Here is a 13115-nt window from a genome sequence, read left to right on the forward strand (position 1 = left end):
GACCTGGGATTCCGGCCTTCGCCGGAATGACGGTGTCTTGCACGGCGGGCGCAATCCCCTAGAAGCCCCCCATGGATCGCATCATCATCCGGGGCGGCAAGCGCCTTGAAGGCAAGATCTGCATCTCGGGCGCCAAGAACGCCGCGCTGACGCTCCTTCCCTGCGCCTTGCTTACCGACGAGCCGCTGACGCTCAGGAACCTGCCCCGCCTCGCCGACGTCGACAGCTTCGGCCATCTCCTCAACCAGCTCGGCGTATCGACCTCGATCGAGGGCTCCAAGCCCGACGAGTTCGGCCGGGTGATGACCTTGCGCGCCTCGAACATCAGCTCGACGGTCGCTCCCTACGACATCGTCCGCAAGATGCGCGCGTCAATACTGGTGCTGGGGCCGCTCATGGCGCGCGCCGGCGAGGCGACCGTGTCGCTGCCCGGCGGCTGCGCGATCGGCAACCGCCCGATCGACCTTCACCTGAAGGCGCTAGAGGCGCTGGGCGCGGAGATCGAGCTCGCCGCTGGCTACGTCAAGGCGACCGCGCCCAAAGGCGGCCTCGTCGGCGGCCACATCCAGTTTCCGGTTGTCTCCGTCGGCGCCACGGAGAATGCGCTGATGGCGGCGGTGCTCGCCAGGGGCGAGACGGTCATCGAGAATGCCGCGCGCGAGCCCGAGATCACCGACCTCGCCAAATGCCTGATCGCGATGGGCGCGAGGATCGAGGGCCTGCGGACCGACACGCTGACGATCCAGGGCGTGAAGAGGCTGCACGGCGCCACCTATTCGGTGATGCCGGATCGGATCGAGGCGGGAAGCTATGCCTGCGCCGCCGCCATCACCGGCGGTTCGCTGGAGCTGGTCGGCGCGCGCAAGGAGACGATGCCGTCGATCCTGGGCGGCCTCACCGACGCCGGCCTCATCGTCGAGGATGTCGATGGCGGAATCAAGGTCAGCGCCAACGGCCGGCTCAGGCCGCTGTCGCTCTCCACCGCGCCGTATCCCGCCTTCCCCACCGACATGCAGGCGCAGTTCATGGCGATGCTCGCGCTCGCCGACGGCACCAGCCTCCTCACGGAGACGATCTTCGAGAATCGCTACATGCACGTCCCCGAGCTCGCCCGGATGGGCGCCGAGATCGAGGTGCGCGGCCGCTCGGCGGTGGTGCGCGGAGTCGACCGCCTGGTCGGCGCGCCTGTGATGGCGACCGACCTGCGCGCCTCGATGAGCCTCATCCTCGCCGGCCTCGCCGCCGAGGGCGAGACCCAGGTCGGCCGGGTCTATCATCTCGATCGCGGCTACGAGCGGCTCGAGGAGAAGCTCCAGGCCGTCGGCGCCGACATCGAACGGGCAGGCGACGGCTAAGGCTCGATTTCGGGCTGCCGCACCGCGAGGATGCGGATCCGGCGCTCGCGGCCTTCCAGATCGGGCCATTCGATCGCCTGTCCGGTGGACAGCCCGATCAGCCCCGCCCCCATCGGCGTCAGCACCGATATCCGGCCGGCCTCGATGTCGGCCTCCGCCGGCAGGACGAGCCGGACCCAGCGCTGGGCACCGCTGCCTTCGTCAAGATATTCGAGCTCGGAGCCGAGCGTCACGACATCGCGCGGCAACGTGTCCCGGTCGTGGATTTCGGCGCGCTCGATCTCGGTCAGGAGCATCGCCGAGACCACTGGAATGCGGTGCTCGGCCATCAGCGCGAGGTTGCCGAGCAGATCCGACTGGGAATCGAGAAGGTGGATGGGCGGACGTATGCCGGCGGGGGCCGAGGGGTTGGAAACCATGGAACAGTTCCTTGAATGGAATGCGACCGGCGGAACAGGCGTCCGTGCGGGCGATGTGAGCAGCTGAAAAACAAGCCTCCCCGGACCAGCGCCGGGAGGGGCGGATCCGGGGCTAGGCCCGTGCCGGAAGCTGGCCGGCGTGGAGGCAAAACCGCCTGAAGGAAGAACGCGTCCGCATGGCCTGCACCGTGCGCCAGGACGCGGCGGTTGTCAAAGCATCAGGTCACCACCTCGACGCTATGAATGGCGAGGCCGACGAGGCCGCCGACGATAGTGCCGTTGATGCGGATATATTGAAGGTCGCGGCCGACGGCGCTCTCAAGGCGGCCGGTGATGGTGCGGGCGTCCCAGCCGCGGATCGTGTCGGAGACCAGGGTGACGATGCCGGTGCCGTAGCTGGCGACCGCGCCGACCACCGCCCGCCGCGCGAACTGGTTGATCGTCGCCTTGAGCCGCGCATCTTCCTGCAGGGTCGCGCCGAGCGCGCGGATGGCCTCGCCGAACTTGCCGGCCATGGTCGCGTCGGGATCTCGCGCGGCGTGGAGGAGGCCGGCGCGGGTCTTTTCCCACAAGCCGTCGATCCAGTCGCCGACCGCCTTGTTGGCGATGATGTCAGCCTTGGCCGCCTCGACCTTAAGACGCGTCCCCTCGTCATATTGGAGGTCCCAGGCGAGGTTGGCGAGGCTCTCCTCCGCCTTGAGCCGGAGCGGGTGCCGGGTGTCCGTCGCCATCGCGATGGTGAGGCGCCGCAGCCCGTCGATGATGCCGTCGGCCAGCTTCTCGTCGAACCCGGCGAACCGGACCAGCCAATTGGCGCGATCGTGGACCATCGACCGAATCATGTCCTCATTGGCGTCAAGGGTCCGGCTCGCCCAGCCGATGATGCCGTCGAGGACCGGCACGTGGCGTTCCTCGGTGATCGCCGCGTCGAGCGACTGACCGAGCAAGGGCGACACGTCCATCGCCCGCAGCCGTCCGGCCACCGCCGACTTGACCATCCCGCCCAGCCGTTCCTGGTCGAGCGCCTCGAGGATGTTGGCGATGAGGCCGGAAGCGCCCTGGCGAAGGCGTCCCTCGCCGGGCGGGTCGGTGAGGAACCGGCCGATCGCGCCGGCGACGTCCACGCCGCGCATCCGCCGGGCAACCACCGAGGGAGTGAGGAAATTGTCGCGCAGGAACTGGGCCAGCGTGTCGCCGATCCGATCCTTGTTGCGGGGGATGATCGCGGTGTGCGGGATCGGCAGGCCGAGCGGATGGCGGAACAAGGCGGTGACCGCGAACCAGTCGGCGAGACCGCCGACCATCGCCGCTTCGGCGAACGCCTTGACGAAGCCCCAGCCGGGGTGAATCTCGTCGAGGCTGTTGGCGACGAGGAACACCGCGGCCATGACCACCAAGGTGCCGGTGGCGATGACCCGCATGCCGCGCACGCCGCCCTGCGCGGGGTTGAATCGGGTCAATCCGGTTCGTTCGAGCAGGGTCATCCCTGGCTCAATAGCCGGAAAACCCGATTAGGGCATGATGAGTTTGGATTGCACCACCTCGTCATGCTGAACTTGTTCAGCATCCATATCCGAGCCACGCGACGGGTGGATAGGTGGACCCTGAAACGAGTTCAGGGTGACAATTCAATGTAACCGCATCCCGCTCTCGTTCACTCCGCAGGTTGCGCCTCCGCCGCCGGGCCGTGATCCTGCGGTCCTTTGTAGGTCAGCAGGCGGCCGAACTTGGGCCCGATCCACCGTTCGAAGCTGTCGGCCAGGCTGAATCCGGCCGGCACGATCACCAGCGTCAGGATGGTCGAGAGGATGAGACCGCCGATGACGACGATGCCCATCGGCTGGCGGAAGCTGCCGTCGCCCGACAGAGCGAGCGCGGTCGGGATCATGCCCGCCACCATGGCCACCGTGGTCATCACGATCGGCTGGGCGCGCTTGTGCCCGGAATCGGCGATCGCCTCATCCTTGGGCACGCCCTTGTCTATCTCCTCGATCGCGAAGTCGATCAGCAGGATCGAGTTCTTGGCGACGATGCCGAGCAGCATCAGGATGCCGATGAACACCGGCATCGACATCGCCTGGCCGGTCAGATGGAGCGCGATCGCCCCGCCCAGCGGCGCCAGCAGCAGCGAGCCCATGTTGACGAAGGGCGGGACGATCCTCTTGTAGAGCAAGACAAGCACCGCGAAGACGAGGAAGATGCCAGCGACCACGGCCATGCCGAAGCCTTCGACCATCTCCTGCTGCATCTCGGCCTCGCCGAATTCGGCGCGGTTGACGCCCTGCGGCAGGTTCATCAGCGTCGGCAGCTGATTGATCTTGCTCAGCGCCTCGACCACGCCCGGGGCGAGATCGGCGCCGACCATGATCCGCCGTTCCTGGTTGAAGCGCTGGATCTGCGTAGCGCCGGCGCCGAAGCTGATGTCGGCGATCACCTTGAGCGGAACCGATCCGCCGCTGGTCGTCGGCACCGGCATATTCTCAATCGTCGCCAGGCTGGTCCGCGATTCCTCGGGCAGCATCACCCGGATCGGAATCTGACGGTCGGACAGCGAGAATTTCGCGCTGTTCTGGTCGATCTCGCCCTGCGTCGCGATCCGGATCGTCTGGCTGAGCGCCTGGGTGGTGACGCCCATGTCGGCGGCCAGATCGAAGCGCGGCGTGATCATGATCTCGGGACGCCTGAGGTCGCCCTCGACCCGCGCGGCGCGGATTTCGGGCATTTCGTTCATCTCGGCGACGAGCTTGGCGGCCGTTTGTTCGAGCAATTCGGGGTCGCTGCCGGCGAGCATGACCGACACGGCGCGACTGCCCCCGAAGCCGTTATTCGCGCGGAAGAAGACGCGGGCGTCGGGTATTTCCCTCAGCTTGGGCGCGGTCTCGCGCTCGAAGTCGGTGCTCTTGCGCTCGCGATCCTCCCGAAGCGTCATGTAGACGCTCGCCCGGCCGACCTGGACCGACCCGAATGCCGATTGCACTTCGGGCTCGGCGCTGACGATGGCGGTCACCTGATCGACGACATTCTCGGTCTGCGAGAGCGTCGCCCCCGGCGGCATCTCGACCGAGATCGAGCTGAACGGGCTATCGCTGTTGGGGAAGACGATGAACGGCAGGGTGGCGAAGGCGAAGATGGTCGCGACGAAGGCGGCGAAGCCGACCCCCATCGTCTTCCAGCGGTTGCGCAGCGACCAGCGCAGCACGCCCATATAGCGGTCCATCATCCAGCCTTCGCCGTGCTTGGCGGGGCCGTGGGATTCAAGGAAATAGGCCGCCATCATCGGCGTGATCAGGCGCGCGACGGCCAGGCTCATCAGCACCGCCACGCAGATGGTGAGGCCGAAGCTCTTGAAATACTGCCCGATAATGCCGTCCATCATCGCGACCGGCAGGAACACCGCCACGATCGAGAAGGTCGTGGCGACGACCGCGAGACCGATCTCATCGGCAGCCTCGATGGAGGCCTGATAAGCGGATTTGCCCATTCGCATGTGGCGCACGATATTCTCGATCTCGACGATCGCATCGTCCACCAGCACACCGGCGACGAGGCTCAGCGCGAGCAAGGTCACGCCGTTCAAGGTGAAGCCGAGCAGATCCATGAACCAGAAGGCCGGAATGGCCGACAGCGGGATGGCGATCGCGGAAATGACCGTCGCGCGCCAGTCGCGGAGGAACAGGAAGACGACGATGACGGCGAGCACGGCGCCCTCGATCAGGGCTTCCATCGCCGAACTATATTGATCCTTGGTATAGTCGACCGTCGTGAAACGCTCGGTGAAGGTGACCTTGGGGTTCTCCTCCTCGAGCTTGTCGAGCTCGGCGACGACCTCGTCATGGACCGTCACTTCGGACGATCCCTTGGCCTTTTCGATGCCGAAGCTCACCACCTGGACGCCGTTGACCTTGCCCATCGAGCGCTGCTCGGCATGGCCGTCGCGGATCGTGGCGATGTCGGCGAGACGGATCGTCCGGCCGCCGCTCAAGGAAATCTGCTTCTGGCCGAGGTCGTAGGCGCTCTCCGCGTTTCCGAGCACGCGCACGGCCTGCTCGGCGCCGGCGATTTCCGCCCGGCCGCCCGGCGCATCGACGTTGGTCATGCGAAGCTGCTGGTTGACCTGCGCCGCGGTGATGCCGTGCGACTGCATCTTGACGGGATCGAGGATGACCCGGATCTCGCGGCTGACGCCGCCGCCGCGGCTCACCGCCGCCATGCCTTCCACGCCGAGCAGGCGCTTGCTGACGACATTGTCGACATACCAGCTGAGCTCTTCCAGCGTCATGTCGGTGGTGTGGGCCGAGAAGAAGCCGAGCGGGCCGCCGTCGGCGTCGATGCGCGTCACCTGCGGCTCGAGGATGCCCTCGGGCAGATCGCCGCGTATCTGGGAAATGGCGTTGCGGACGTCGTTGACCGCGCGATCGACCGGCGTATCGAGCTCGAACTGGACGAAGGTGCTGCTGCTGCCCTCGCGGACCGTGGACTGGATTTCATCGACGCCGTTGATGCCGCGGATCGCGGCCTCGACGCGCTGCGTCACCTGGGTCTCCAGCTCCGACGGCGCCGCGCCGGGCTGCGCCACGGTGACGTTGGCGGCCGGGAAGCTGATGTCCGGATTGTTGTTCACGTCCATCCGCAGAAAGCTGAAGATGCCAAGCAACGTCAGCGCCGCGAACAGGACGAGCGGAATGACGGGGTTGCGGATTGCCCAGCTGGAAATGTTACGCATCGTCATTCACTCCAAAAGCGCTCAGCGGGACGCCGCCCGCTGAGGCTTGATCTTGTCGCCGGGGTTGAGGAAGGCGCCGGCCGAATAGACGACCCGCTCGGTTCCGTTCAGCCCTTCGGTGATGACGACCCCCTTGTCGATCACGGAGCCGACCTTGACCGGCCGGCGCTGCACGACATCGTCGGCGCCGACGATATAGACGAAGCTGCCGCGGGCATCGTTCAGCACCGCCGATTCGGGCAGCAATGGGGCTTGCGTCGAGCCCGCGACGATGTCGGCGCTGGCGAAGCCGCCGGGCCGCAGCGCGGGGCTGTAGGGTACCGCGATCCTCGCCTCGCCCTGCCGGCTCTGGGGATCGATCACCGGCGACACCTGCCACACCGAGCCCTGGATGCTTTCGCTGGTGCCGACCGGGGTGACGGTGGCGGGCATGCCCGGCTTGATCCGGGTCAGATCGCCTTGCGGGAGCTGCGCGAGCACCTCCATCTGCCCGCCCTGGGCGATGCGGAACAGGGCGCCGGAGCCGGCGCCGACGACTTGGCCCGGCTCGACCATGCGGTCGAGGACGAGCCCCGCGGCGGGCGCCCGAACGTCCAGCCGTCCGATGCGCGCGCGGGTCTCGCCGAGCTGCGCCTGGGCCACGCGGACGCGGGCGTTGGCGGCGTCGCGCGTCGCGGTCTTGCGGTCGACATCGGCCTTGGACACGAAACCGCGCGACACCAGGGCCTGGGCGCGATCGAGCTCGCTCTGGGCGAGTTCCGCGTCGGCGCGGGCGACCTGGATCTGCGCGGCCAGCCGCTGCGCCTCCTGCGACTGGACCGAACGGTCGATGACCGCCAGAACCTGGCCGGCCTCGACCCACTGGCCGGGTTCCACCAGCACGCGGGAGACCTCGCCGCCCTCGCCCGCGACGCCAACCGGCAGGTCGCGGCGGGCGGCCAGGGTCCCGGTCGCCGAAATGACGCGGGCGACCTGCTGGCTGCCGGGCACGACGACGGTCACTGCGGGAAGCGCCGCGCCTTCGCCCGCTCCGGGCGCCGCGGCCGGCTCTCCGCCGCCCGTAAAGGCCAGGATCGCCGCGATGGCGATGATCGCCGCGGCGACGATTCCGATGATGATCCGCCGGCGCTTGCGCCGCTGCATGACCACAGTCTCGTCGAGCACATCGCCCTCGAGAGCCTTGCGCCGCCATCCCGTCGTTTCGAAGTTCATGGTCCTCATCTTTCCCCAACCGCCGGGCGGCAGCGCCGCGTTCGGCTACTGTATTAGCCGAATAACTCACCGCGCTCAAGCCAAAGTTTTCGTTTCCGTCGGCCGCCCCACGCCGGTGGACGCCCATACACGCGCGGGTGGGGGTTTACCACCACAACCGTCTCCATTCCCGCGCGCGCGGACGGGTAGGGTGAGATGGCGATTGGTGGCGCCGGAGGCAAGATGGGCGGACTTTTCGACCAGCATGCCCCCTTTTTCGACGAATCGCCTTCGTAACGGTTCAGCAACCGTGCAGGCCGCGGCACGTTTTATGGCATGTCCGGCGACGCCGGAACGAACTTTCAAGGAGATTTGCCAATGATCAAACCCATGATGCTCGCTTCGGCGCTGGCCCTTTCCCTTCCGGCAGGCGCGGCCCTGGCCCAGGGATCGATGCCGGTCCAGGCGATCTCCGGCACCCGGCTCGACATCGTCGCCACCGGCGAGGTCACCCGCGTTCCCGACGTGGCGCGGATCAACGCGGGCGTGGTGACGCAGGCGGGCAGCGCGACCGCGGCGATCGCCCAGAACGCCCAGCGGATGGAGAGGGTGATCGCGGCGCTGAAACGGGCCGGCATCGCCCAGCGCGACATCCAGACCAGCTCGATCAACCTCAATCCCGAATATCGTTACGCGGAAAACCAGCCGCCGGTGCTGACCGGCTACCGGGCGAGCAACGAGGTCACCGTCCGCTTCCGCGACATCGCCGAAACCGGTGCCATCCTCGACGCCCTGGTCGCCGAGGGCGCCAACCAGATCAACGGGCCGATGCTCGGCATCGACAAGCCCGAAGAAGCACTGGACGAGGCGCGCCAGCAGGCGCTGACCAAGGCCCGCGCCCGCGCCGAGCTCTACGCCCGCGCCATCGGCAAGAGGGTCGGCCGCATCCTGTCGATCAGCGAATCGGGCGCGATGGCGCCGCCTTATCCGATGCCGATGATGCGGATGGAGGCAGCTCAGGACGCTTCGACCAAGATCGTTCCGGGCGAACAGTCGCTCTCGATCACCCTCTCGATCAGCTACGAGCTGGAATAATTCTTCGCCTTCCTCTCCATCCGGGAGAGGAAGGGAGGAACCGCGCCCGCTTGCCCCGCCGCGCCGCGCCGCCTAAAGGGACGCCCATCAATTCACTTATCGCGCGCCCCTTTTCCCTGCGGCCGCGCGGCTTGCGGAGGTTCTGGGCGGCATGGACGATCGGTTCAACACGATTGCGGGCTGGGTGTTGGGCGCGGGCATTGTCGCGCTCGGCGCGTCGCTGTTCACCGGCGAGGTCTTCAAGGCGGAGCGGCCCGAACAGATGGGCTATCCGATCGAAGGCGTCGAAGTGGAGAGCGAAGGCGGCGAGGCCGAGCAGCCGATCGCCTTCTTCCTCGCCAGCGCGGATGCCGCCGCCGGCGAGCAGGTGTTCAAGAAATGCGCCGCCTGCCACACCGCGGATCAGGGCGGCGCCACCGGCCTGGGGCCGAACCTTTGGGCCACGATGGGCAAGCCGGTCGCGCATGTCGCCGGCTTCGCTTATTCGGACGCGCTGAAATCCCATGGCGGCAGCTGGGACTGGGAGACGATGAGCGCGTGGCTCAAATCGCCCCGCGATTTCGCGCCGGGCACCAAGATGACCTTCGCCGGCCTCTCCAAGCCCGAGGACCGCGCCAACCTCATGGTCTGGCTGAACAGCCAGGGCAGCAACCTGCCCATTCCGGCCCCGCCCGCGGTCGATACGCCGGCCGAGCTGGCGGCCGAGATCGCCGACCAGCCGGCCGCTCCCGGCAAAGCCGAGGACGAGCCGGTGCTGAACGAAGCCACCGCCCCGACCAAGGGCGAGGGCGCGGCCGCCGACCAGGAATAGGGACGAAGGGATGGTCAGCAGCAAGGCCGCCACCCCCGAAGCCTATCTCGCCGAACTACCGCCCGAGCGCGCGGCCTTGATCTCGCACGTCCGCGACCTCGTGAACGCGCACCTTCCGCCCGGCTATGTCGAGCGGATGAACTGGGGGATGATCGGCTGGGAAATCCCGCTGGAGCGCTATCCCGATACCTATAACGGCCAGCCGCTCGCTTATGCCGGGCTTGCCGCGCAGAAGAACCATTGCGCTTTGTATCTCAACTGCGTCTATGCCTCGGAAGCGCGCACGGCGCGGCTGAGAGAGGCGTGGGCCGCCGAAGGCAGGAAGCTCGACATGGGCAAGAGCTGCATCCGCTTCAAAAAGCGGGACGACCTTGCCGAGGAGGTGCTGGCGCGGACGATCGCATCGGTGCCCGTCGACGCCTTCATCGCCGAATATGAGGCGTCGCGGCGGTAGCGCCTATTTCGCGCAGCCCAGCTCCGGCGCGCTGGCGGAATAATGGTCGCAGACATGGTCCCAGGCTTCCTCGGCCGTCTCGACGAACTTGAACAGGTCGAGATCGTCGGGAGCGATCGTTCCTTCCTCGACCAGACCCTCGAAGCTCATCACCCGCTCCCAGAATTCGCGGCCGAACAGCATGATCGGCAGCGGCTTGACCTTGCCGGTCTGGATGAGGGTGAGCAGTTCGAAGCATTCGTCGAACGTCCCGAAGCCGCCGGGGAACACCGCCACCGCCCGCGCCCGGATCAGGAAGTGCATCTTCCTGAGCGCGAAATAATGGAATTGGAGGCTGAGCGACGGCGTCACATAGGGATTGGGCAATTGCTCGTGCGGGAGCACGATGTTGAGGCCGATCGATTCCTTGCCTTCGTCCACCGCGCCGCGATTGGCCGCTTCCATGATCGACGGGCCGCCGCCGGAGCAGACGACGAATTGCTTCTTGCCTTCCTCGTCGGGCTCGACCCGGCTGGCCATGCGGGCAAGCTTGCGCGCCTCGTCATAATATTTGGATTTGGCCTTCAGCCGCTCGGCGATCGAGCGCTGGTGGTCGGTGGCGGCGGCCTGGATGAGGGCGTCGGCCTTGGACGGCTCCGGGATCCGGGCCGATCCGTAGAAGACGAAGGTCGAGGCGATGTTCGCCTCGTCGAGGAGCAATTCGGGCTTCAGCAGCTCGAGCTGGAAGCGCACCGGCCGCAAATCCTCGCGCAGCAGGAAATCCATGTCCTGGAAGGCGAGGCGATAAGCGGGGTCTTCGGTCTGCGGGCTGGACGTCGCGTGGCGGGCGGTCTCGGCCTCCTCGCTGGCGGGGGAGAAGACGCGCTTGGGCGGAACGGGATCGGTCATGCGCCGCCCCTTAGAGCGGTTCGCGGCCGAATAGAACCTCCATTGGGCCGGCGCGCCACGCGGTGCGCCCGCTATTTGCAATAAGGCCCGCGCCCCATGTCGAAATGGAAATGATTGTGGTGGAGCGAATTGGCTTCCGGGCCGATCGTGATCTGGAAGCGGCGGCAGCCGGCCTGATGCACGGCGCGAAGGAAGCGGCGGACACCCTCGTCGCGGCTGTTCCAGCCTTCGAGCACGGTGATGCGGCGTCCGTCCTCCAGCACGAAGGCGGAGATATCGACCGCGTTGGCCCGGCCATGCTCGCTCAATTTGCCGCCGGCCATGCCGTTGACCGGGCGGCAGGCATAGGTGCCGAAGCTCTCGATCCGGACGATGCGGCTGTCGAGCCAGGCTCGCGCCGCCGGCTGCGCCGCCTCGCGCGTCCAGCGCGAGAATTCGCGGGCGAGCGGGCAGGTCATCGCGGTGAGGTTGGTCGTCGGAGTGCCGATGTCGAGCAACTGGACCGACCCGACCGCCGTGCAGCCGCCGCCGAAATTGCGGTCGGGCAGGATCTTGAACTCGACGTCGTCGCGTCGAAGATCGGCATGGCATTGGCGGGTCGCCGCATCCTGGCGCTCGGCGCGCGGCGCTTCCGCGGACGGCGCCTCCGGACGCCGTTCCTTCGATGGAATGCACGCCGCCAGCAGCAGCGTCGCCGCGATAATCCCCCGCTTCCCCATGGCCGGCATCGTGCGGCATCGGGAGTCGCCGCGTCAACCCGTTCGTTAACCAAGACGAGTCGAAACGTTCCGTCTCCGCGCCGACTCGCCTCCGGCTTTCGGCTCGTGGCGCGCTTTTGTCCGGCCGCCGGGTGAAGACCTGTTGACACCCCCGCGCCCGCCTCTAAGTCCGGCGGCGGGCCACGCCGTCCCAACGCGGCGCGCGCTCTCTGCGAGGAGAGACTGAACGTGACGAATATCGAACCCGGCGCCACTGTTGCGCCCGCGCATCGCGGAAAGCCGCAAATACGCCCCGCGCGACCCTATTTCTCTTCCGGCCCCTGCGCCAAGCCGCCGGGATGGGGTCCCGAACATCTCGCTTTGGGATCGCTCGGCCGCTCGCACCGGTCGAAGCTCGGCAAGGCCCGGCTTTCCTACGCGATCGAGCTGACCCGCAAGGTGCTGCGCGTGCCGTCCACGCACCGGATCGGCATCGTTCCGGGCTCGGATACCGGCGCCGTCGAGATGGCGATGTGGTCGATGCTGGGCGCGCGGCCGGTGACCATGCTTGCCTGGGAGAGCTTCGGCGAAGGCTGGGTCACCGACGTTCTGAAACAGCTCAGGCTCGACGCGACGGTGATGAAGGCGCCTTATGGGGAACTGCCCGACCTCGCGGCGGTGGATCAGTCGTCGGACATCGTCTTCACCTGGAACGGCACCACGTCGGGTGTGCGCGTGCCCGATGGCGGCTGGATCAGCGAGGCGCGCGAGGGCCTGACGATCTGCGACGCGACCTCGGCCGCCTTCGCGCAGGACCTGCCATTCGACAAGCTCGATGTGGTCACCTTCAGCTGGCAGAAGGTGCTGGGCGGCGAGGGCGCGCACGGCATCCTCATCCTTTCTCCCCGCGCGGTGGAGCGGCTGGAGAGCTATACGCCCGACCGGCCGCTGCCCAAGCTGATGCGGATGACCAAAAGCGGGAAGCTGATCGAAGGCATTTTCCAAGGCGAGACGATCAACACGCCGTCGATGCTCGCGGTGGAGGATTATATCTTCGCGCTGGAATGGGCGAAGGATCTGGGCGGCCTGAGGGCGCTGATGGCGCGGGCCGACGCCAATGCCGCCGCGCTCAGCGCCTGGGTCGAGGCGACTCCCTGGGTCGAGCATCTCGCCGCCGATCCAGCGAGCCGGTCCAATACCAGCGTCTGCCTGAAATTCGCCGATGATGCGGTGCGCGGGCTCGACGAAGAGGGGCAGAACGCGCTGGTCAAGAAGATGGCCGCATTGCTGGAGGCGGAGGGCGCCGCGTTCGACATCGCCGGCTATCGCGACGCGCCGCCGGGCGTCCGCATCTGGTGCGGCGCCACGGTCGAGACCGACGATATCGAGGCGCTGGCTCCCTGGCTGGACTGGGCTTTTACGGAAGCACGGAACAACTGATCGTTCACCGGCGCAAGCCGGTGCCCAGACTGGACCCCGGC

11 protein-coding genes are annotated in these 13115 nt (G+C 67.3%); 5 read left to right on the forward strand and 6 right to left on the reverse strand.

Annotation, left to right across the window (positions count from 1 at the left end):
• Positions 1–71 precede the first annotated feature (71 nt).
• Positions 72–1355 (forward strand): UDP-N-acetylglucosamine 1-carboxyvinyltransferase, encoded by a 1284-nt coding sequence (gene murA / locus ACFQRC_RS07170; RefSeq protein ID WP_379959424.1) that lies wholly within the window; start codon positions 72–74, stop codon positions 1353–1355.
• Here murA and rnk read toward each other — a convergent pair.
• The 4 genes from rnk to ACFQRC_RS07190 form a co-directional block, all read right to left on the reverse strand.
• Positions 1352–1774, reverse strand: a complete 423-nt coding sequence (rnk, locus tag ACFQRC_RS07175; protein ID WP_379959426.1) for a nucleoside diphosphate kinase regulator — start codon at positions 1772–1774, stop codon at positions 1352–1354. The genes murA and rnk overlap by 4 nt on opposite strands.
• A gap of 218 nt (positions 1775–1992) precedes the next feature.
• The gene (locus ACFQRC_RS07180) at positions 1993–3258 is read right to left on the reverse strand and encodes a DUF445 domain-containing protein (protein WP_379959428.1); all 1266 of its coding nucleotides are present in this window, start codon (positions 3256–3258) and stop codon (positions 1993–1995) included.
• Between the two features lie 170 nt (positions 3259–3428).
• Complete coding sequence (locus ACFQRC_RS07185; protein ID WP_379959430.1) at positions 3429–6497, reverse strand: efflux RND transporter permease subunit; 3069 nt, start codon at positions 6495–6497, stop codon at positions 3429–3431.
• 21 nt (positions 6498–6518) lie between these two features.
• A complete protein-coding gene (locus tag ACFQRC_RS07190) occupies positions 6519–7709 on the reverse strand; it encodes an efflux RND transporter periplasmic adaptor subunit (RefSeq protein ID WP_379959432.1) in 1191 nt (396 codons plus the stop codon).
• A 357-nt stretch (positions 7710–8066) separates the two neighbouring features.
• Between ACFQRC_RS07190 and ACFQRC_RS07195 the strand changes: the two genes are divergently transcribed.
• From ACFQRC_RS07195 to ACFQRC_RS07205, 3 genes are all read left to right on the forward strand, one after another.
• Complete coding sequence (locus ACFQRC_RS07195; RefSeq protein WP_379959434.1) at positions 8067–8783, forward strand: SIMPL domain-containing protein; 717 nt, start codon at positions 8067–8069, stop codon at positions 8781–8783.
• 151 nt (positions 8784–8934) lie between these two features.
• Complete coding sequence (locus ACFQRC_RS07200) at positions 8935–9594, forward strand: c-type cytochrome (protein ID WP_379959436.1); 660 nt, start codon at positions 8935–8937, stop codon at positions 9592–9594.
• 10 nt (positions 9595–9604) lie between these two features.
• Positions 9605–10048 (forward strand): DUF1801 domain-containing protein, encoded by a 444-nt coding sequence (locus ACFQRC_RS07205; protein ID WP_379959438.1) that lies wholly within the window; start codon positions 9605–9607, stop codon positions 10046–10048.
• Positions 10049–10051: 3 nt separating this feature from the next.
• Here ACFQRC_RS07205 and ACFQRC_RS07210 read toward each other — a convergent pair whose 3' ends face one another.
• Complete coding sequence (locus ACFQRC_RS07210) at positions 10052–10936, reverse strand: LOG family protein (RefSeq protein ID WP_379959440.1); 885 nt, start codon at positions 10934–10936, stop codon at positions 10052–10054.
• 71 nt (positions 10937–11007) lie between these two features.
• Positions 11008–11655: an extensin family protein gene (locus tag ACFQRC_RS07215; protein WP_379959441.1), complete on the reverse strand. Its 648-nt coding sequence runs from the start codon at positions 11653–11655 to the stop codon at positions 11008–11010.
• A gap of 228 nt (positions 11656–11883) precedes the next feature.
• Between ACFQRC_RS07215 and ACFQRC_RS07220 the strand changes: the two genes are divergently transcribed.
• Positions 11884–13074 (forward strand): phosphoserine transaminase, encoded by a 1191-nt coding sequence (locus ACFQRC_RS07220; protein ID WP_379959442.1) that lies wholly within the window; start codon positions 11884–11886, stop codon positions 13072–13074.
• The last annotated feature ends 41 nt before the right edge of the window (positions 13075–13115 follow it).

The sequence above is a fragment of the Enterovirga sp. GCM10030262 genome (assembly GCF_042666435.1).
GTDB lineage: Bacteria > Pseudomonadota > Alphaproteobacteria > Sphingomonadales > Sphingomonadaceae > Allosphingosinicella.

Excerpts from the sequence above, each read along its gene's own strand:
- murA (WP_379959424.1), top strand. The coding sequence starts at position 72 with ATGGATCGCATCATCATCCGGGGCGGCAAGCGCCTTGAAGGCAAGATC.
- rnk (WP_379959426.1), bottom strand. The coding sequence starts at position 1,774 with ATGGTTTCCAACCCCTCGGCCCCCGCCGGCATACGTCCGCCCATCCAC.
- ACFQRC_RS07180 (WP_379959428.1), bottom strand. The coding sequence starts at position 3,258 with ATGACCCTGCTCGAACGAACCGGATTGACCCGATTCAACCCCGCGCAG.
- ACFQRC_RS07185 (WP_379959430.1), bottom strand. The coding sequence starts at position 6,497 with ATGCGTAACATTTCCAGCTGGGCAATCCGCAACCCCGTCATTCCGCTC.
- ACFQRC_RS07190 (WP_379959432.1), bottom strand. The coding sequence starts at position 7,709 with ATGAACTTCGAAACGACGGGATGGCGGCGCAAGGCTCTCGAGGGCGAT.
- ACFQRC_RS07195 (WP_379959434.1), top strand. The coding sequence starts at position 8,067 with ATGATCAAACCCATGATGCTCGCTTCGGCGCTGGCCCTTTCCCTTCCG.
- ACFQRC_RS07200 (WP_379959436.1), top strand. The coding sequence starts at position 8,935 with ATGGACGATCGGTTCAACACGATTGCGGGCTGGGTGTTGGGCGCGGGC.
- ACFQRC_RS07205 (WP_379959438.1), top strand. The coding sequence starts at position 9,605 with ATGGTCAGCAGCAAGGCCGCCACCCCCGAAGCCTATCTCGCCGAACTA.
- ACFQRC_RS07210 (WP_379959440.1), bottom strand. The coding sequence starts at position 10,936 with ATGACCGATCCCGTTCCGCCCAAGCGCGTCTTCTCCCCCGCCAGCGAG.
- ACFQRC_RS07215 (WP_379959441.1), bottom strand. The coding sequence starts at position 11,655 with ATGGGGAAGCGGGGGATTATCGCGGCGACGCTGCTGCTGGCGGCGTGC.